Origin of the sequence: Paralcaligenes sp. KSB-10 (assembly GCF_021266465.1) — a bacterium.
In the GTDB taxonomy this organism is placed as follows: domain Bacteria; phylum Pseudomonadota; class Gammaproteobacteria; order Burkholderiales; family Burkholderiaceae_B.
Map to the genome: position 1 here is coordinate 88608 of NZ_CP089848.1, position 19557 is coordinate 108164.

General features: G+C 57.9%; 13 protein-coding genes. 7 read left to right on the plus strand and 6 right to left on the minus strand.

Annotated features, from left to right (window positions below):
• Positions 1-1068: 1068 nt before the first annotated feature.
• Positions 1069-1989: an aldose 1-epimerase gene (locus LSG25_RS00425; RefSeq protein WP_232742771.1), complete on the minus strand. Its 921-nt coding sequence runs from the start codon at positions 1987-1989 to the stop codon at positions 1069-1071.
• Between the two features lie 143 nt (positions 1990-2132).
• Between LSG25_RS00425 and LSG25_RS00430 the strand changes: the two genes are divergently transcribed.
• The 5 genes from LSG25_RS00430 to LSG25_RS00450 all read left to right on the plus strand — a co-directional run bounded on the left by LSG25_RS00430 (position 2133) and on the right by LSG25_RS00450 (position 7730).
• Complete coding sequence (locus tag LSG25_RS00430) at positions 2133-2537, plus strand: HIT family protein (RefSeq protein WP_232742772.1); 405 nt, start codon at positions 2133-2135, stop codon at positions 2535-2537.
• Between the two features lie 379 nt (positions 2538-2916).
• A complete protein-coding gene (locus tag LSG25_RS00435) occupies positions 2917-4275 on the plus strand; it encodes a substrate-binding protein (RefSeq protein ID WP_232742773.1) in 1359 nt (452 codons plus the stop codon).
• Positions 4276-4334: 59 nt separating this feature from the next.
• On the plus strand, positions 4335-5201 hold the full coding sequence (locus LSG25_RS00440) for a branched-chain amino acid ABC transporter permease (RefSeq protein WP_232742774.1): 867 nt from the start codon (positions 4335-4337) through the stop codon (positions 5199-5201).
• Complete coding sequence (locus LSG25_RS00445) at positions 5198-7039, plus strand: ATP-binding cassette domain-containing protein (protein WP_232742775.1); 1842 nt, start codon at positions 5198-5200, stop codon at positions 7037-7039. Before LSG25_RS00440 ends, LSG25_RS00445 begins: the two co-directional genes overlap by 4 nt.
• Complete coding sequence (locus LSG25_RS00450; RefSeq protein WP_232742776.1) at positions 7026-7730, plus strand: ABC transporter ATP-binding protein; 705 nt, start codon at positions 7026-7028, stop codon at positions 7728-7730. Before LSG25_RS00445 ends, LSG25_RS00450 begins: the two co-directional genes overlap by 14 nt.
• Here the strand turns inward: LSG25_RS00450 and LSG25_RS00455 are convergent.
• Together LSG25_RS00455 and LSG25_RS00460 are read right to left on the minus strand one after the other, a co-directional pair.
• Positions 7727-9730, minus strand: coding sequence for an aconitase family protein (locus LSG25_RS00455; RefSeq protein WP_232742777.1), 2004 nt, complete (start codon positions 9728-9730; stop codon positions 7727-7729). The genes LSG25_RS00450 and LSG25_RS00455 overlap by 4 nt on opposite strands.
• A 75-nt stretch (positions 9731-9805) precedes the next feature.
• Complete coding sequence (locus LSG25_RS00460; RefSeq protein ID WP_232742778.1) at positions 9806-10693, minus strand: LysR family transcriptional regulator; 888 nt, start codon at positions 10691-10693, stop codon at positions 9806-9808.
• A gap of 215 nt (positions 10694-10908) precedes the next feature.
• On the opposite strand from LSG25_RS00460, the gene LSG25_RS00465 reads away from it, so the two are divergent.
• Together LSG25_RS00465 and LSG25_RS00470 are read left to right on the plus strand one after the other, a co-directional pair.
• Complete coding sequence (locus LSG25_RS00465) at positions 10909-11937, plus strand: tripartite tricarboxylate transporter substrate binding protein (protein ID WP_232742779.1); 1029 nt, start codon at positions 10909-10911, stop codon at positions 11935-11937.
• A gap of 146 nt (positions 11938-12083) precedes the next feature.
• Complete coding sequence (locus LSG25_RS00470) at positions 12084-13655, plus strand: IclR family transcriptional regulator C-terminal domain-containing protein (RefSeq protein WP_232742780.1); 1572 nt, start codon at positions 12084-12086, stop codon at positions 13653-13655.
• 65 nt (positions 13656-13720) lie between these two features.
• Here LSG25_RS00470 and LSG25_RS00475 read toward each other — a convergent pair whose 3' ends face one another.
• The 3 genes from LSG25_RS00475 to bcsZ all read right to left on the minus strand — a co-directional run bounded on the left by LSG25_RS00475 (position 13721) and on the right by bcsZ (position 19556).
• Complete coding sequence (locus LSG25_RS00475) at positions 13721-14743, minus strand: tripartite tricarboxylate transporter substrate binding protein (RefSeq protein WP_232742781.1); 1023 nt, start codon at positions 14741-14743, stop codon at positions 13721-13723.
• Between the two features lie 263 nt (positions 14744-15006).
• A complete protein-coding gene (gene bcsC, locus LSG25_RS00480; RefSeq protein ID WP_232742782.1) occupies positions 15007-18474 on the minus strand; it encodes a cellulose synthase complex outer membrane protein BcsC in 3468 nt (1155 codons plus the stop codon).
• On the minus strand, positions 18462-19556 hold the full coding sequence (gene bcsZ / locus LSG25_RS00485) for a cellulose synthase complex periplasmic endoglucanase BcsZ (RefSeq protein ID WP_232742783.1): 1095 nt from the start codon (positions 19554-19556) through the stop codon (positions 18462-18464). The genes bcsC and bcsZ overlap by 13 nt, the downstream gene beginning before the upstream one ends.
• Between the last annotated feature and the right edge of the window lies 1 nt (position 19557).

Here is a 19557-nt window from a genome sequence, read left to right on the forward strand (position 1 = left end):
GTGGTCCTTGCTCCTGCAGGACAAACCCAGTTTATATGGAGTTTTCTATTTGTTTATATGAGAATTTTGTCTTTGTTTATACGTTTTTTTTACTGCTTTGGCCGGGGGCTCGCGGAGTCCAGATCGATTGCCCGGCGTGCTTAGAATAGCAAACAATTCGCGACAAAAATGTGACAAATTGAACCTCATGGGAGGCCGGATTCCTAACCTGAAGGAGTAGCCGGCAACGGCTTTATTTATTTCGTCCGTGTCGTTTGCAGCTTCCTTTTTAGCGCCAACAGACCCTGGCGTATTTTCGGTTCTAGCGGTTTATGGGGCTGGACGCGTTTCAGTGACTTTTGTTTTGGGCTGTTTTTAGGCTTGAGGTGTGAATTTGAACTGCCTATACCGGCTTGAGCGATGACTTTGGACGGTGCGTTGCTGTGTTGGCTGTGTAGGCGGCGGTTAATTCTATAAAGACGCCGCAGGGTGGGCGGTGCTGTGCAGTCCGGCACGTCCAGCGGTCGTGGTGCTACGCACCCCGACTGCCCGGGTCTGCCTCGTCCAGGCGGGCGTCGGGCGAACTCGCGTCGCCCCGCGATGCGGGGCGCCACTCAGACAGCGCCCGCCGAAGGCCCCCGCCTTCCCTTCGTCAGCACCCGGCGCTGGACTACCGCCGGACTACACAGCACCGCCCACCCTGCGGCTGCGTGACGGGCTTGCATAGAGAGAGAGGCATTGGGGTCATGCACCGAGAGAAACGTGGAGGTCATGCATCGAGGTATACGTTGAGGCCGGCACGTTCATTCCAGGCAAGCCCTAACGTGAGCCGTCTATCGGGGCTTGGGGTCAGGGCCGGCGTAAGGCGTGCGCCGGATGCTACCGTAGGGAAGGCGGGGGCTTTCGGCGGGCGCTGTCTGAGCCCAGCCTCGCGAGGCTGGGCGAGTTCGCCCGACGCCCGCCTGGACGAGGTAGATCCGGATCAAGCACGCCGTGCCGGCCCTGACCCCAAGCCCCGATAGACGGCGTCTTTAAATACCAATACTCATCCATCAAAGAATGCCACAAACAACTCGATCCAAAAATACACTAGCGCCGGTCCTCGTGAAATTCGGTGCGCAGGCTGACGCGGGCGGCAAGTTCCTGGCCGGGCTGGAGCAGGGTTCCACCGACCTCGTGTCGTGGGTATTGACTCATCAGATTGAAGCAGTCCGTTGTGTTGCTGACTGGTTCAACGCAAAACCAGTCGACTCCGGAAGGGCTGTAGAGCACCACATAATCAAAGGGCGTATCGGTATGCATGGTCAGGAAACGCGCCTGATCGGGCCAGTGGATCACGGCGTGATGCGACCAATCGAGAAATACATTGTCCAGTACGTGGTCGTCGACGCGGGTTCCATGGGCCAGTTCGGAGGCGGCCGGATGGGGGGCGATATACAGCGGCATGACTTCCTGATCGTTGAACCAGGCCTGCCCGACGCTTGTCGTCAGGGTCGTATGCGCGTTGCGAGGAAAATAAGGGTGGTGGCCGATTCCCGCCGGCATGGTCTGGTCGCCGGTATTGCGTACGCGCAGAACTATCGATAGCTCATGCTCATTCAAGGCGAACTCTTGCTCGGTCACGAATGAAAATGGCCAGGCATCGGGGACGTGTTCGTAGCGCAGCAAGGCGCTTGACGGTGTTGCATGCACGATTTGCCAGGGCTTGTAGCGGCCTATGCCGTGAATCGCATGAGGCGAGCTCGGGCTGTTTGGCGGCAGCGTTATTTGCCGGCCTTCGAACATGAACGTGCCGTTGCGCAGGCGGCTGCTCCAGGGGACCAGCGGAAAGCTGGCCATGGCCGATACCGCTCCGGCGGTGACGGCGTCCATGGGCACAGGACGCAGCCAGTTGACGGTTTCGCCCCGGCGGAGGTCGCGGTAAGCCACGATGGATCCACCGATCTGCGGAGCGAGCACGAGTTCGGCCTGGCCGGCATTCAAATGCAATAAGGAGGTGGTAGTGGGCACGATAGAAGTAATGTCCGGGTTGTTTACGATATTATGGGACAGGGCGAAAATGGCGTTCGCGTCAGCCTGAAAGCTGCAACGGCCCCTCATTTTCGCCTATCTCGGTTTCTTCGGCAAAATTTCTTCGGCAAAGCGAGCAAATCATGGACACTGTTTTTTCGAAAATCATTCGCGGTGAAATTCCCTGCGCCAAAGTTTACGAAGACGATTATGTGTATGCCTTCATGGATGCGGGCCAAGTCAATCCGGGCCACGTGCTGGTTGCAAGCAAGAAGCCTTATGAAACCCTTATGGATGCCGATGAGGAGTCAGCGGCGGCCATGATGCGTGCCGCCCATAAAATCGCCCGCGCGGTGCAGGCGGCGTTCGAGCCGCAAGGCATGACAATTCTGCAGGCCAATAAACCTGCCGGCTGGCAGACAGTGCCGCATTTGCATTTGCATGTATTGCCGCGTTACGAGGATGACGGAGTCGGCCTGATCTGGCCACGCAAGGAGCCTGGCCTGGAAGCGCTGCGGGAGTACGCGAGCCAAATCAAGCTTGTCTGAGCCGGGAATTGGCCGCCTTCGCTTATTTGCCTGCGTAAGGTCTGCGTAAGATACATCGCTTACATATAGTATCTGGCACGAAAATGCCCGCTGTAAGTGGTTCCGAAATCGCATTGCCCAATAGGGACCGAATGAAGGTTTTCCCTATGATTAAAACACTATGTTTTTTTATCTCGGCACGATATATTGAAAAGAAAATATCGTAACCAGATATAAATGCAGCGTGGCGGTAAATGTGAAACACATAACCGGGTATGCGTGCTGTCCGCAAGCTCAAAAGCTGTTGGCTTGCCGCGCTATCGCACCGCTCCGGCGTCGGTTGCCAAAACCGGCGTCAAGTTTTGCAGAGCAATTTTGTTTACACACAAAGGAGATTAGGATGGATGACAACAAAGAGGGTATGGACAGCCAGCAAGGCGGTGTTGATCGCCGCACAATGCTCAAGATGGGTCTGGGTGCCGCGGGCGGGGCATTGATTGCGGGCGCGCCGGGCTTGGTGTTGGCCGCAGACAAGGCGCCGGTGGGAAATTACCCGGCAGGCGTAAGTGGCGACTCGGTTTTTGTGGGGCTCACACTTGATCTGACCGGCCCGTATTCGGCTGAAGGGGCTGATGAGCAAAAGGGCTACGAGCTTGCCATCGAGCAACTCAATGCCGGGGCTCCGGAAATTCAGAAAATTTCGCCTCTTACCAAAAAAGGCATCCTGGGAAAAACGGTCAAATATGGCGTCATCGACGCCGAGACCAAGCCTAATTCGGCGGTGCAGGCGGCCACCCGCTTCATTCACGAAAACAAGGCCATGATGATCTCCGGCAGCGTCAGCAGCGCTGTGGCGATCGCACTGCAAAAAGTCTGCGATCGTGAAAAAACCATTTATCTCGCGGCTATCAGCGGCTCCAACGAAACGACTGGCGTGGATTGCCAGCGCTATGGCTTCCGGCTGTGCTATTTTGCCTATTCGGCAGCCAAGGCGATTTCGCCTGTACTGGCCAAATCCATGGGCAAGAATCGCAAGGCCGTGTACCTGGTTCCCGATTACACCTACGGTCACACCACCTACGATTCGATGAAAGAATTCACCGAAAAAGAGGGCTGGAAAACCGTCGGTCAACAGGTCCATCCCCTGGGCGCCAAAGACTACAGCTCCTATCTGATCAATATCGCCAATAGCGGAGCCGATACGCTGGTGGTCATCGATTACGGTGCGGATGCCGCCAACTCGATCAAACAGGCCAAGCAGTTCGGCATTCTCGACAAAATGAGCCTGGTTGTGCCATACATGGCACCGTTCCTCGGGGAAGAGCTCGGGCCTGAAATCATTCAAGGCGTATACGGCGCTACGGGATTCTGGTGGACACTGCAAGACAAATACCCGATAGCCAAAGACTTTGTTACGGCGTTTGAAAAGAAATTCAAACAGAAGCCGCACGATTCCGCCTATATCGCCTACCTGAACACAGCTCTGTGGGCCGATGCAATCGAGCGTGCCGGTACCTTCTATCCGCCCGACGTCATCAAATCGTACGAAAAAGGCCAAAAGCGTCAAGGCCCGGTCGGAGAAGTCTGGTTCCGTCCTGAAGATCATCAGGGGGTCATCAATTTCCCGATCGTTCGAGGCAAGAAACCGGCCGACATGAAAGACAAGTCCGATCTGTTTGACATCGTCGCGGTTGTCGATGGCGCCGCGGTGGTACCGCCGGTCGGTCATTTCGGCTGCAAGCTGGGTTCGTACGTTTAAGGTCGGCGACGGCCGTTAGTGCAATACACATAACAAAAAGGGAGGATTGAATGCCAAGCATGTCGTTGTTTTTATCGCAGCTGTTTAACGGGCTCGCAACGGGTCTGTTGCTGGCACTGATCAGCACTGGCTTAACTATTATCTACGGCACGCTTGGCGTTGTTAATTTTGCACACGGGGCCCTGTTTGTGGTTGGGGCTTATGCCGGCTTCACGGCTTATGGTCTTACAAATTCGTTTTTGATAGCCATTGTGGTTGGCGCACTGGTCGCGCTCGTGATTGGTCTGTTCATCGAGCGCGGTGTGGTGCGCCTTTATTACGGTCGTCCGCCGGAAGACCAGATCCTGGTTACCTTCGGCATAGGCATTGTGCTGGTGGAGATTGTTCGGGGGATTTACGGCGGGGTCAGCCTGTCGGTGCCGACGCCCACCTGGGGCACTGGCATTGTGCACATAGGCTCCCTGATTTACCCGCTTTATCGTCTCGAAGCCCTGGCCATTTCCGCCGGCACCCTGATAGCGCTTTATTTCGTGTTGTATCGAACCAGCCTGGGCCTGATCGTGCGCGCCGGGATAGAAGACTCCCTTATGGTCAATATCCTGGGCATTAACGTCAAGCGTATCTTTTTGCTGGTGTTCGGTATTGGGGCCATGGCTGCCGGCTATGCCGGCGTCATCGACTCACCCATCGTTACGCTGGCGCCCGATATGGGCTTCCGGGTACTTGTCGATTCGTTCGTTGTGGTTGTCATCGGTGGCGTGGGGTCGTTCCCTGGCGCTATTGTCGGTGGCATTATCGCCGGCGAAATTCTCAGTCTTACTTCCATGTTTGATCCTGCTTATTCCGATGTGATGTTGTTTGTTGTGATGGCGCTGGTTCTGATTTTCCGGCCTCAAGGCATTATGGGGCAGGAGGGTCGCGAATGAACGCTCTTAATCGACCGGGCGCGTTGCTGCGCCGGCAAATTCCCGAAATGGTCGTCGGAGTCTGCCTGATTGCCGCGCCCTTCATACTGCCCAGTTTAGGTATCGGCGCCGACCTGATGACGCGCATACTGATATGGGGCCTGTTCGGCCTGGGCTTCGACTTGTTGTTCGGCTATACGGGTTTGCTATCGTTCGGCCAGGCGGCCTTCTACGGCACAGGCGGTTTCGTGACCGCTTATCTGTTGACATCAGGTATCGTTCCCCACATGTTGCTGGCATTGCTGGTCGGCACCATACTTGCTTCGGTGGCGGGCCTGATCATCGGCTACCTGACCTTGCGTCGCACGGGCATTTATTTCGCCATGAGTACTCTGGCCTTCGGCGAGATGTTCTTCTTTCTTGAAAATTCATCTTTCAAGAATTACACCGGCGGCGAAAACGGAATTGCCGGCGTGCCGCCTCCGCAGATAGGGTTGGGATTCACGACGCTGCATATTTCCAGCGGCTGGCCCATGTACTGTTTCGTGGCGGTGTTTTTCTACGTTGGCTACCTTATTGCGCGCCGCATTGTGCGGTCGCCGTTTGGCATGGTGCTCAAGGCCATTCGCGGGAATCCGAAGCGCGCCGTCGCGCTTGGGCACTCGATAAACAGCTACAAGCTTACTGTCTTTGTGATTGCCGCCGCGTATGGCGGTTTGGCGGGCGGCCTGCTGGGCGTGTTCCAGGCCTATATGCCACCCGACGCTTTTTCGCTGGACACCTCGTCGCAACTTGTTATCCAGACCGTCATGGGCGGGGCCGGCACTTTGCTGGGCCCATTGCTGGGTGCGACGATCTGGTTGTACTTATATGAAGGGCTGCAGAATATTTCCAGTATCGGCGCCTACTGGAAATTAATCCTGGGGGTTATATTCGTCATACTCGTAACGGTCTTTCGCCACGGGGTTGGCGGAGCCCTGATCCAGGCTTTCATGCGGAAGCGCTCGCCGACGGAATCCGACGAGCTGCTTGCCCAGGGCAAGCAGCCGGTTGCTCCCCTGGCGATTGTCCCCGCAAAGGCCCAGGACGCAAATGCGCCCGTACTCGAGGCTCGCGGCATCACCAAGCAGTACGGTGGCCTGACGGCGGTCAGCGATGTGTCGTTTTCCCTTGCGGAAGGCGAACTGCGTGGCGTCATCGGTCCCAATGGCGCGGGCAAGTCCACCTTTTTCGCCATGCTGGCAGGCGAGCTGGCCACTACCCAGGGCCAGGTATTTTTCCGTGGACAGGAAATCACCGGTATCGGGGTTACGGCGGTTTGTCAGTTGGGCATGAGCAAAAGCTATCAGATCAATCAACTGTTCGAGTCGCTGACAGTGCGCCAGAATACGGTCATTCCGGTACTGGCCCGCAACCGCGGGCGGTTCCGCCCGGATATGTTGCGTGGCCTGCATCGCGTCAAAAACCTTGACGACCAGGTCATGGCGGCGATTGAACTGGTCGGGCTGTCGCATCGGGCGGACTCCCTGGTGTCGGAATTGCCTTATGGCGAGAAGCGCCGCCTGGAAATCGGCCTGGCGCTGGCCACCGGGGCCAACGTCCTGTTGTTTGACGAACCTTTGGCGGGTCTTGGACCAGAAGAGCGCGTGCATGTCGTGGCGTTGCTTAAATCGATACGCAAGGGCCGCAGCATGGTAATCGTCGAGCACGATATGGATGCCATGTTCGAGCTGGCCGAGCGCATTACTGTACTTTATGAAGGCCGCAAGCTGGCGGAAGGCACTCCCGATGAAATTCGGGCTGATTCCGCAGTTCAGGCAGCATATCTCGGAGGGATGGACGAGCATGAGTCTGCTTGAGGTTGAAAAAATCAATAGTTATTACGGGGATTCCCACATTCTCTTCGACGTCTCCATGCGCGTCGAAGAGAACGAGGTGATTGCCCTGTTGGGCCGCAACGGGGCCGGCAAGAGCACTACGCTAAAGTCCCTGATGGGAGTCGTGAAACCTAAAAGCGGAGTCATACGCCACAATGGCACCGAGGTGCAGCACATGTCTCCGCATGAATTGGCCAAGCTCGGGATTCAACTCGTGCCTGAAGAACGGCGTGTCTTTGGCTCGATAACGGTGCACGAGAACCTGCAGCTGGCGGCCATGTCGGCCGAGAACCCCATGTCGTTCGATGCCATCTACGAGACTTTCCCGCGTCTGGCCGAACGCCGGCGCAATCGTGGGAAGGAGCTGTCGGGCGGCGAGCAGCAAATGGTGGCCATTGCCAGGGCCATGATACGCAATGCGCGCATTATCTTGCTTGACGAGCCTTTCGAAGGGCTGGCGCCCCTGATCGTGCGCGATCTGATGCAGGTATGCCGCAAGCTGGCCGATAGCGGGCATACCATTGTCATTGTTGAACAGAACGTGCGCGCAGCCTTATCGTTCGCGCATCGCTGCTACATCATCAACAATGGCCACATGGTGTACGAAGGCAGTCCGGAACAACTGCAGCACGAAAACAGCATTATTCAAAAGTATCTGGGCGTGAAGGTCTAAGGCCTGGGGGCTGCGTTGCGGGTGGCGGCCCGCTTTTGCAATTCTTCAAACGATATCAGCTCTCCAGCCAAGGCACTGGCTGCCACGGTAGGAGGGCTGGCCAGCCAGACTTTGCCGGGGCCCGATCGGCCGGTAAAATTTCGGTTTATGGCACTGACCGTAACCTGATCGGCACGGCTCGACGAGCCGGGGCCGCAATTGGCGCAGGCGCCGCAAGACGGTTCCAGCATGCGGGCTCCCATGGCGCTGAACACGCGATCATAGCCGCGCCCTATGCAGTAATCCCGGACAGCGGTGGTGCCGTATTGCAGGTAAAGTGTCACTGTCGGGGGTATGCGCAAGCCGTGTTCCAGCCCCCAGGCCAGGACGGCATGGTAATGGTCGAAGTCGGCACGCTTGCCTGCGGTGCATGAGCCTCCATAGGCAATATCGATCGCAACATGTTCCCGCAGGTCCCTGATCGAAAGGCCGTTGCCCGGGTCGCCCGGGCGGGCAATCATGGGTGAAATCTGTTCGCAATCGATATGCAGGCTAGCAGCGTAATGGGCGTCTGGGTCGCTGTGCATCCAGGGTTCGATCGGAAATTCAACGCCCCGGCGCTCGCGCAGAAAACGAATCGTTTCCTGATCGGGAGCCACGATTCCAGTCAGGCCGCCCAGTTCTGCCGTCATATTGGTGAGTGTGGCGCGTTCGTCGATCGACAATGATTCGATTGCCGGTCCCGCAAATTCAAAGACCTTGCCTATACCCAGGCCGCTGCGGATTTCCGGCCGTGCCAGCAGTTCCAGGACTATGTCTTTCGCGGTAATGCCGGCAGGAAGCGTGCCGTCGAGCCTGATCAGCAGGGATTCGGGCACGGTCAGGCGAACCGCGCCGGTCACAAAGGCATTGGCCATGTCCGTGGTGCCTACTCCGAATGCCGCGCAGCCCAGCGCGCCGCTGTGCGGGGTATGAGAGTCGGTGCCCACCACGACCTGGCCGGGTAGGGCATAGTGTTCGCTCATCATGGCATGCGAAATGCCGGCGACATTGCCGCCGTCGCTATGAGCGACTTCGGATTCGCTCAGGGTGCGGTGCGATCGTAAATTGTAGTCGGCGACAAAATCGCGATGAGCCTCGCACATGCGCAGAATGTTCGGCACCAGGCCGCGCGACACGTGCGCAACGCTGGTATTTATGTACGAGGTGTGGTCTTCGAAGGCAACAATCGATTCTTTGTCTCGCAGAATGACCGGCCTGCCGAACGTGGAGTGCAGCATGTGGGCGCACATGCCGGTGTAGTACTCGTGTATGAAACGCCAGTCGGCTCGTATAAAAATACCGGCGCCGGGCGTAGTCGTGAACCTGGCATGTTCGGTTTCAAGCATATGGCGTGCGACGATTTTCTCGAACAGGGTTTGCGGTTTTTTGCTGGATGATGGCGTAACGCTGACGACGTGTTCCATGTGCTTGCGGCCGAAATGCAGCAAGCCGCCGCAGGCCAGGATATTGGCGGCCAGCGCTTCGCGATCTTTGACCAGTTCTTCGAGCGAAATGGCTTCGCCGTTCTGGATGCGTTCGATCAGCCCGAAATCGGTCGACGTGATCAATCCGATGTTGTCGGCATTCTGCCGGTAAAGCCTTTCGAAACTTTCGGCGATCACAAGCCTGATGCCCGCCAGCTTTTCCGCGGCAGGACTATGTTCGCGCGAGGAGCCCTTGCCATAGCGCTTGCCGCTCACGGTCACCTCGAAGCCGCCATTCAGAATGGCGTCTGGACCAATGGGCGTCTCGTTGTTTGCCTGTACGCCGGTATAAGGGTAGCGTCCGAGTTTCTCGTCGTAATGCGCCAGAACGGGCATGGGCGTGATTTCGTCGGTGGAAATATCGTCGCGCAGTGGCAGGGCGTCGGACAGGCGCAACTTGCATCCATCGAGCTGCGCCGCAATAGCGCCAGGCCTGGAGGACAGGAACAGGATGCGCCCAAATGGCGTCGGTTTTGGAAAGCTTGCGGTCGTCATGGTTGAATTGTGTCGCGAACCCGTAAAGTGAACAAGTGCTCAGACATGACAGGGGTCATCGCGGATGGCGACGGCTCAATCTTTGAGGGCTTCTATCAGCTCTTGCACGGCGCGGTGCCGGGGTGATTTGCGCAAAGCGTAAATGCACAATTCGCGGGATGCCCAGGTTTCGGCCAGCGGACGCCGTACAAACTTGCGCGAGCCGGCGTAAGCCGTGACGGCGCTTTGCGGCATGATGGCGATTCCTAGGCCGACCTCGATCATGCGGCAGGCTATGTCGAAGCTGCTGACCACCACGGCGGGCTTGAACTGGTTGTCGATCTTGGCGGTATGGGCGGTAAGCAGCGTGTCCAGAGCACCTCCTGGATGAACCCAGATCAGGGGATACTGCATGGTCTTGGCAAAATCGAGCCTGTTTGCTTTGCTTAAGGGATGTTCGCCGGGCAGGACGACAATCAAGGGATCGTTGGCAAACGGCCACGATTCCAGCCCGGCGGACGAATCCGTCTTGACACACACGCCGATGTCCGCCTCGTCGTCCAGGCAGGCGCGTACGACATCGCGCGTGTCGCGTTCCGCGAGCGTTATCTGCACGGACGGATGGGACGCGCTGAAGGCCTTGAGCCGTTCGGGTAAAAAACCAATCATGGACGACATGTTGGCGAATAACCGAACCACCCCGCTGATCTGGCCATCGAGTTCGAGCACCTCGCGTGCCAAAGCTTGCAGATCCTTGTCGATCAGTTGGCCTCGTTCCCGCACCACAGCCCCCGCTCGAGTCAGCTCTATGCCTTTGGGCGAGCGCACCAGCAGTTTGACGCCAAACGCGTGCTCCAGATCGGCTATGCGGCGACTCAGCGCCGATGGCGCGATGTTTTCCCTGGCCGCCGCGCGCGCGATTGATCCTTCGGCAGCAGTCGTGACAAAAAGGCGGAGGCTATACGGATCGATGCGGCGAGCCATGGGTTTTCCAGATCTTGAGATTATGGGCGTCGAGCAGTGCAGTTTAGCGCAGCGGGCATCGGCATCGCGATTGGAGATAGGGGGCATCACCAATTAACTCTACGGGGTTCGATAACGACCTTCTAGAATCGAAGGCGATTATTGGGGAACATTTGCGATTCGATATTCATCGGCAGGCGCCCCTGATTATCGCGCCCATTAAATAAGGAGACAAAATGAAATTGATTTACCGAATCGTGTCCTCGTCCGTGCTGGGCCTGGGCTGTATTGCCGCTGTTGCGCCCAGCCTTGCCGCCGGCACTTATCCTGACCGCCCCATTCGCCTGATTGTGACCAGCGCTCCGGGTTCCGGCCTGGATCTCGTGGCGCGCGCTATCTCTCCCGATTTGGGGCGGGTGCTGAAGCAATCGGTCGTCGTCGAAAACAAGGCAGGCGCAGCCGGTATTCCTGGAACCCGCGATATCGTGACTTCCAAAGCCGACGGCTATACGCTGGGATTGGTGTCGTCGAATCATGCGATCAATCCAAGCGCCCATGCCAGCCTGCCTTATGACACGGTCAGGGATATTACTCCCATCACCATTATTGGATCGGTTCCGGTGGTGTTGACGGTACCTAAAAATTCCCCGTTCCATACCGTGGGCGATTTGCTCAAGGCAGCCAAGGCCAGGCCGGGCGCCATCAATTTCGGCTCCTCCGGGCCAGGCAGCGCATTGGATATCGCGGGTCTGATGCTGGAAAAGAAGGCCAATATCAAACTTATGCATATTCCGTATCGTGGGGGCAATGCCTTGACGACGGACCTGATGTCCGGGCAGGTGCAGACAGCCTTTTTGGCCATTTCCACCGCCGAGGCACAGATCAAGGCAGGCACCATAAGGGCGCTGGCCGTGAGCACCGCGGAACGCGTCCCGTCTTTGCCGAATGTGCCGACCCTGACTGAGTCGGGGGTTGAGGGTTACCAATATGTGCCATGGATCGGCTTGATCGGTCCGGCCGGACTTCCTGCCGCTGTCGTGAAACGGCTTCAGGCCGAGGTCCACCATGTTATAGGCTTGAAAAAGGTCGAGCAGCAATTTGCCATCCAGGGATTCAATCCCAGTGGCACTTCGTCAGCGGAATTCCTGAACACCTTGCAAAGCGAAATTGCCTCGACTCAGGAACTGATGGGCAATCCGGCCTTGGCGCGCAACGATGGGCAAGCCGCGACCGACGCGCGTGCACACAAGCAGGCGCCGCGATAGCGACCGTGCAATCACGGGCTTGGCCCGTCCCCCGCCTGATCCGCCGGGCATTTGACGTGCCCGAAGTTCTGTACTTTAATCAAGGCGCTTCCACACATAGACTGCGAGCCTCTATTGAAGTGAGCAGCATTGAATGGGAGAAAATCATGAAATCGGCGGAAGGAACGGGCGCTCTCGAAAAGGCTTTGGATGTGCTGGATGCGATTGGTTCGACTCCGGCAGGCTTGAGTCAGTCCGAGCTGTCGGCCAGGCTGGATGTGCCGCGCGCTACGCTTTATCGATTGTTGTCGACCCTGGTGGCCCGTGGCATGGTGCGCCGCGATCCTTTGCGCCGGGTCTATTGCCTGGGTTTGCGCTGTTTTGAAATGGCGCGGCAAACCTATGCCATGCCCGATCTTGTGGCCGCCGCCTTGTCCGAGATGCGGCTTTTGCGCGATCTGACCGGCGAGACCGTTTACCTGGCTACGATGGAAGGTGGGGAAGCCGTTCTGCTGGAACGTGTCGAAGGAGTGCATGCACGCCGCTCGTCGACCGCCTTGGGCGAACGCAAACCCTTGCATTGCACCAGCCAAGGCAAGGCGATCTTGTCGGCGCTGGATGAAGGCACACGCGAATCGATAGTCAAAGATCTATATTTGAAGAGCATCACACCGTTTACGATTACCGATCGCCGGCGTTTGAATGCGGAAATCCGCTTGACCGCGGCACGAGGCTACGCCATCGACGATGAAGAAATCGTGCCGGGAGTACGGTGTGTCGGAGCCCCGATCCGCGACGCGCAGGGCGAGGTCAAGGGAGCCATCAGCCTGGCGGGGCCGGCTTATCGCCTGACTCGCGAGCGGCTCGATTTGCTGGGGCCCGAACTTATTCAAACAGCGCATCGCATCGGCATGCAACTGGGTGTCAGATCGACCGTGGACCGGAATCACGATGTGGTTCCGGTGGAAGGGTCCTGGGCTTTTCACGGCGCCCATCCGGTCTGGTCCGAGTCGCGCCAGTGCCTGTATTGGGCCGATACCCTGGCCGCCTCGGTGCGGGTCATGAAAAACGGCCGCGACAGCCAGCTTCTGAAGCTTGATTCGCCTGTTACCAGCATGGCGCTGTCAGGCTGCAATATATTGGTAACGCATCAAACAGGGCAGTTGATGATCAGCCCCACAGGCAAGGTCAGCACGAATTTTCCTTTTTTTGTGAAGGATATCGTTGCTTCGTGCGAGGCGGAAGAAACCGAGATGTGGGTGGCAATCCGGGTCGCCGAGTCGGAATGGCAGGTCGGTTGCGTCGGCAAATATGGCTATTTCCAACGCTCCTGGTCGTTCAGGGAGCCTATAGCCTGCTTGCGCTGGAACCGTCAGCAAGCCTGCTTTTATGCAACGGCCCCCGAATCCGGGGCTGTGTATATTCTGAGTCCTGGGTCGCCCGTAGTACGCAGGCTTATTTCCGTGCCCAGCGGCTCGGGCAGCCTGAGCGGGCTGGCGATCGAACAAAGCGGGGATATCTGGCTGGCTCTAAAAGATGGTTGGAGTGTTGTGCGGATATCGGCCGACGGCACCATAGACAAGGTCGTGGGGCTGTCGGTGCCGTGTCCGACGGATCTGGCTTTTGGCGGGGCGGATGGGAAAACGCTGTTCGTCACCACTTCACGGCAGTGGGTGCCCATGGACATCGTTTTGAGCGCGCCCTTGTCCGGCAAACTGCTGTCGATCAATACGCACTGATTTTCGACCGGCCATTAAAAAAGAGGTATCGAATCATCGATACCTCCCTGGCGCTTACCGAGTGCTTACTGAGGTGTGATCTTGGCGTATTTGATCACTTCGCCCCAGCGATTGATTTCGTCACGCATAAAATCGGCATACTGTTTCGGGCTGGAAGCAACCACCACGAAGCCCTGCGCTTCAAGTTTTTGCTTGACGTCGGGCGAGTTCAAGCCTTCCACCAGAGCCTTGTTCAGCTTGTCGATAATGGGTTGAGGAGTGCCTTTGGGGGCTGAGATACCTGCCCAAGAGGTAGCCACGAAGCCGGGATAGCCGGACTCGGCAACGGTGGGGACTCCCGGATACTTTGGATTGCGCTCGGCGCTGGAGACAGCCAGGGCGCGCAGTTGGCCGCTTTGTACATAGGGCAGTGCCGCATCCTGGTTGATGAACATGGTTTGTACCTGGCCGCCGATAACCGCCGTGAGTCCAGGGGCTCCGCCTTTGTATGGAATACCGACAATCTTGAGCGGCTTGCAAGCGGAATCTTTAGGCTGGTTGGGGCATTTGTTGGCGGCCTGCATCAGCATTTCCATGGCAAGGTGCCCGGAAGCCGCATAGGTCATCGCAAAATTGACTTCGCCGGGATGCGCCTTGCCGTATTCGACAAATTCCTTGAGTGTTTTTGCCGGGAACTTGGGGTTGACGACCAGTACGTTCGGGCCCGCGTTGATCTGTGTAATCTGTATGAAATCTTTGTTCGAATCGTACTGCAGCTTTTTATACAGGGTTTGCGCGATGGCGTTGGAGCCCACTCCCGAAAGCAGCAGGGTATAGCCATCGGGCTTTGCCCGTGAGGCGGCTTCGGTGCCGATCACACCGCCCGCGCCGCCGCGGTTTTCCACGACCACAGTCTGGCCGAGTTTTTTGCCGATGATATCGGCGGCAATGCGCCCCATGATGTCGCTGGTGCCGCCGGCCGGAAAGGGAACAATCATCTTGATCGGACGGTCGGGGTAATTGCCGGCATCGGTAGCGGCGAAGGCGGGGCTCAAGGCTCCAAGCCCCAGGGCCAGTGCGGCGGCAATGCCGAATTTTTTACGAAACATTCTAGTCTCCAGATTGTTGTTGAACCAGTCGATAATGCCAATACGGCCTTCGGCGTGCCGGCATAATGAGCCAGGCATGGTTTCAGCCCGAGCACTTGCCCCGTATTGAAATCGTTGAATCAATTCTGGGAGAAAGCGGATTTCTTGACAACCGGTACCCCACCCAAGAAGCCGGTTTGTCTCATTGGTTGGGATAAATCGGCAGTTCTGAGGGTTTTTGCGGAGCCGGTCGATGGAGCTTTTCAGGCATCGAGATGAATTCGCTAGAAATCCGCATAGGGAATGAGCGTTTGGGGAGGCAGAGGAAGATTGCCATGCCAAGGTTCGAACGAATAGCGCAGGTAAAGCATGGCTCGACTGGGGTTGTAGTCGTTCGCCCTTTGTATGTCGACGGCCGCGCCGATCACGACATGGCTGCTGATCCGTCGTTCGATCTGCCCGCCCAGAGTGTAACCAAAGCCTGAGCTGCTTCCGCTGGTGGAGCTGTCGTTTATTCCCGCTCCTATGGGGCTGGGTATCAGACTTTGGATTGGATAGTTGGGGCTTGCACTGGTTTGCGCATGCGACCAGGATACCGATCCGTTCAGCCGATACGACCATGTATCATTGCGCCAAGCATATTGTATGGGCAGGGACAGCGAAAAATAGTGCTGGGGGCTGTAGTAGCCACCCTGGCCCAGCGTATAGCCGCTGAGGTCCTTGGAGTAATGCCACAGCATGGTATTGACCCCGATAGTCAACTGTTGGTTGGACGTATCGATCAACCTGCGGTAGTAGCCGGCCATCAGCCGAAAACGGTCATTGCTTTCCACGTTTTTGCCAGTAAGGTGATGGTATCCCAGATTGGCCCAGACACCGTTCGGTCCTCCACGATCCCAGCTAAGTCCAAGGTTGACGCCGGTGGCGCGCACGCCACCCCATGTTATTCCGGTATTGGGATCTGTAGCGCCCGCATACGATAGCAATGAGTTGGACATGGCGCGGCGTGACAGGGTGGCTGACCACCCTAGCGATTTCAAGCTGCCTTTGTAGGTAATTCCTCCGACTGGGTCCACCACCTTGAAGCCGAGAGGCGTGACGCCGATGTCGGCTGCGATCCTGTCGTTGTGCCAACCCAGCGCCAGACCCGTGCCTTGAGCGTGTTGCGATTGGCCGCTGGTACAGGCCTGCAGTGCACAGGTACCAAACGACTCATCGTAGCTGTTGTCGGCGCGGGTATCGAAACGGCCGGCATCCATGATGACTTGCTCTGTACGGAAAAAAGCCTGGCCGCCCTTGTAGGGCAGATCTGCCTGGAGAATAGTGGTATTGGCCGTGAGGTTCGACAGGCCAGGTGTGCCATCGTTACGGCCCCAGAATTCATTGTGCAAATGTACTATGGGGTTTTGTTGCTGATATAAGGTTTCGACATCGCTGCGCAGGCTGCGACGCAACCAGTCGTCGCTGTCGTTGGCCCGGGTCGCGTACGTGAGCGCGGAATCATCCCGGGTCGGAGCCGCCGTTGCCGGCATCAGGCCGTTGTCCTGCATGGCCCTGGCATAAAGGTTCAGTGCCCGCTGGGGATCATTCCTGCGCGCCAGCCGTGCCGCATCGCGCATTAGCAGCGCATCCGGCGTTTGCTGTGTCGCGACCAAATGGTTCATGATGGTTCTTGCCTGTTCGACATCACCCACGGCTGCCCAGGCGTTGGCAAGCCGTCGCCGGTTGTTTGTATCCGCAGGTTCTATGGCCGGAGGGCGCGTCTTCAGGGCATGCCGGGCTTGCTTGATCTTGCCTTCGTCAATCCAGATTTCGATTTGCCCAAGGCGTGCGCTGGTATTGGCAGGGTCGCGCGCCAGCATTCTGGCATAGGCGGCATGGGCCTGGGCATAGTCGTGGCGCTGCTCCGCCCAGTCTGCCAGCCGGCTATCGATGGCATCGTTGGCCGGGTGTTGATTCAGCACTGCAATGGCTTTGTCTTCGTTGCCGGCGGCGCGCAAAGAATCGGCATAGGCCAATTGCCTGTCAAGTTCCAGTCGCAGGGAAAGCGTGTGCATGTCGGCATTCCAGCTTGCCTTCGGCACGGCATGCAATGTCGCAAGGGCTTGTTCATTTTGGTCGCGCGAGGAAAGGAACAACGCTTGGGCATAATGGGCTACCGGATTTTGACCTTGATGCTGCAGCAATTGTTCAAAGGTTTTATCGGCGAGTACGGGTTGACCTTGGTCCTGGTATGCCTGGGCCAGATGATAGCTAAGCCAGATATCGTCGGGCGCCAGTTTTTGCGCGCGCGCCAGAAGGCTGGCCGCCAGCGCCGGTTGCCGGTCGGCGGTGGCTTTGTCGGCTTGCGTTTTTAATTGGTCCAGCTCCAGTCGGGTGCGCAGTGCCAAGAAAGGTCTGAGGGACTTGGCGGGCAGGGTATCGAGAAAGGCGATTGCCTTCTGGGGCGATTCTTTTTCGTAAATGCGCAGTAATCCGCGCAAGGCTTCGGTATTGGCGGGCTCCATACGGCGTGCCTGTTGGTAATAATGCTCTGCTTGAGCAGAATTGCCTTTCCCCCAGGCGACATCACCCAGTCCCAGTATCGCTTCTATATTGCTCTTGTCCTGTTCATAAGCCTGGCGGTACAGGTTTTCGGCCAGGCGCCAGTTGCGGGACTTGGCGGCTGTGTCGGCGCGATCGAGGGTCAGCCAATAGTTTGTCGATGCGATCAGGTCGGCCCATTTTTCCGATCGATACGCATCGCTTTCCTTATCGCGAGCCTGTTTGAAGTAGGCCAAAGCCTGCGCGCGTTGCTTGGTACGCATATACGCCATACCCAGTCCGCCAAGCAGCGCGGCATCGTTGGGGTACGCTGCAAGGCCCAGCTTGAGCTCGGCTTCCGCCTGAGTATTCTTGCCTTGCTCTAGCAAGGCAAGCCCTCGTTGTCCCGCTTGCCATGCCGGGTTGCCCAGCAGCGTTTGCAGGGCGGCTTGCGATTGGCCTGCCTGCTTGTAGACCGGCGTACCGGAATAAAGGGACATGAACTTTTCCCAGCGGCCTGCCGTCAGGAGATTTGGCGGTTGCGCGCTCAGATAGTCGAACTCGCGTTGGGCCGCCGCGTTGCGCGCGGCTGGCTCCGTCGCAAGTGCATGCAGCATGCTTAAGGCTTCCTCGTCGCGGTCTGCCGCAAAAAGCAGGTTTACCAATGTCTGGCGGATGGGGATATTGCCAGGATATTCCCGGTCCAGCTTTAAGAGCGCTGCCAGCGCAGGTGCGCTGCCCTTGAGCAGGCGGCTTTGCAGCTTCCAGTATTCGAGCGCCAATTCCGGCGTAGGGAAGGTGTGATTCAGCAATTTATCGTATTCAGCGCTTGCCTCATCGAGCCTGCCGGCGGAAGCCAGCAGCCTGGCGTGTTGCAGTGCCTGGTGGCCTTTCGGCCCCTGCAGGGTAAGCAGCAAGCGTGCCCGTCGGTAAGCTTCGGAATCCGGAGCGCTGCGCTGGAGCTGATCGAGCAGGCGCTGTGCGCCTTGCAGATTGTTGTGGCGTATCGCCAGCCGGATTTCCGCTTCCAGACCGAGCGGATCGTTGGGGGATATTTGATAGAGGCGCGCCAGAGAGTCATGGATCATATCGTCGCGAAACAAGGCTTCTCCCAGCCGGATTTGGCCCAGTAGCCATTGCCTGGGGTCCGTGTTTGCCGGCTGTGCGTAGCTAATGCCGAGCCACAGCACGGCGCATAGCGCAATAATCAGGATATTCAATGCGCGCATGTTGTCCAGGCCGGTATGAGCCGGCCCGCCTCGTCGAATCGAAAGTGGTGCCGGTCCCAGCCCTCTCCGAAGAGTGTCAGAACCTGATCGTAGTAGGCGCGGGCGCCAGGCGGGCGTCGCGCCAGGCGTGTTCGCTGCATTGCCGCGGCAGGTGTTCCGGCCAGGAATGGCAGCAGTGCGGCGGAAAACCCGGATGGCCCGACCCCGGAAGCCTGTCCCGTAAGCGTGTTTATGGTTTCAGGGGGTACGCCATTGTGAGAGACAAGTTCGGCCATGGGCGCAAAGTGCGCGAGCAGGCGGGTTTTCTCGGCACTTCCGGCGTGCAGCATGCCGATCCAGAGGTAGACGCGAATCGCGTTATAGCTGCCCCTGCTTCCATCTTGAGCATCGGTTTGCCAGCCACGCCCGGTTTGCCAGGAAACCCAGTCGGGTGCATACCCGCGGGGTGTCGCTTCTTCGAGCAATTTGAATGCATTGCGCATTACCGCAGCCCATGGCCCGGGTACTGAGCTTAGGCGCGCCAGCACCTGAGGCGGAAGATAGCTGGGGTTCAGGCGCCAGGCCCCGTCCGAAGCAAAACCGGTTTTGCCTGGCAACAACATGACGCCCAGGCCTGGTATTTCCACAACTTCTTCGCGTGCAATGCGCTGGATCAGCAGAGTGCCCAGCGCCGCATAACCGTGTTCGTTCCAGAGCCTGCCGGCCTCCAGCAGGCTATAAGCGATCCATAGATCGGCGTCCGACGCGCTGTTATGGTCCAGGATGCCCCAGTTGCCGTTCTGGAGCTTGCCCCAGGACCAGGACGGCAAACGCGAAGTCATATCGCCGCCAGCCAAATTGTCCTCGGTCCAACGCAACAATCGTCGAAACATCACGCGATCGTTGGCAGCCAGGGCAAAAAACATGGCGTAGCTCTGGCCTTCGGATGTGGTCATCAGAGTGGCCGTCGAGGGATCCATCACTCGTCCGTCCGATGAGATCAGATTCTGCTTGAATGCTTCCCAGCCCGCCCACGTGCATTCACCCGCCAGGCTCGAGCCGAGCGGAAGAAGCAATGCGAGGATCAGGCCAATGGCTTTCACG

Excerpts from the sequence above, each read along its gene's own strand:
- LSG25_RS00450 (WP_232742776.1), top strand. The coding sequence starts at position 7,026 with ATGAGTCTGCTTGAGGTTGAAAAAATCAATAGTTATTACGGGGATTCC.
- LSG25_RS00475 (WP_232742781.1), bottom strand. The coding sequence starts at position 14,743 with ATGTTTCGTAAAAAATTCGGCATTGCCGCCGCACTGGCCCTGGGGCTT.
- LSG25_RS00430 (WP_232742772.1), top strand. The coding sequence starts at position 2,133 with ATGGACACTGTTTTTTCGAAAATCATTCGCGGTGAAATTCCCTGCGCC.
- LSG25_RS00470 (WP_232742780.1), top strand. The coding sequence starts at position 12,084 with ATGAAATCGGCGGAAGGAACGGGCGCTCTCGAAAAGGCTTTGGATGTG.
- LSG25_RS00445 (WP_232742775.1), top strand. The coding sequence starts at position 5,198 with ATGAACGCTCTTAATCGACCGGGCGCGTTGCTGCGCCGGCAAATTCCC.
- bcsC (WP_232742782.1), bottom strand. The coding sequence starts at position 18,474 with ATGCGCGCATTGAATATCCTGATTATTGCGCTATGCGCCGTGCTGTGG.
- LSG25_RS00460 (WP_232742778.1), bottom strand. The coding sequence starts at position 10,693 with ATGGCTCGCCGCATCGATCCGTATAGCCTCCGCCTTTTTGTCACGACT.
- LSG25_RS00465 (WP_232742779.1), top strand. The coding sequence starts at position 10,909 with ATGAAATTGATTTACCGAATCGTGTCCTCGTCCGTGCTGGGCCTGGGC.
- LSG25_RS00455 (WP_232742777.1), bottom strand. The coding sequence starts at position 9,730 with ATGACGACCGCAAGCTTTCCAAAACCGACGCCATTTGGGCGCATCCTG.
- LSG25_RS00435 (WP_232742773.1), top strand. The coding sequence starts at position 2,917 with ATGGATGACAACAAAGAGGGTATGGACAGCCAGCAAGGCGGTGTTGAT.
- LSG25_RS00440 (WP_232742774.1), top strand. The coding sequence starts at position 4,335 with ATGTCGTTGTTTTTATCGCAGCTGTTTAACGGGCTCGCAACGGGTCTG.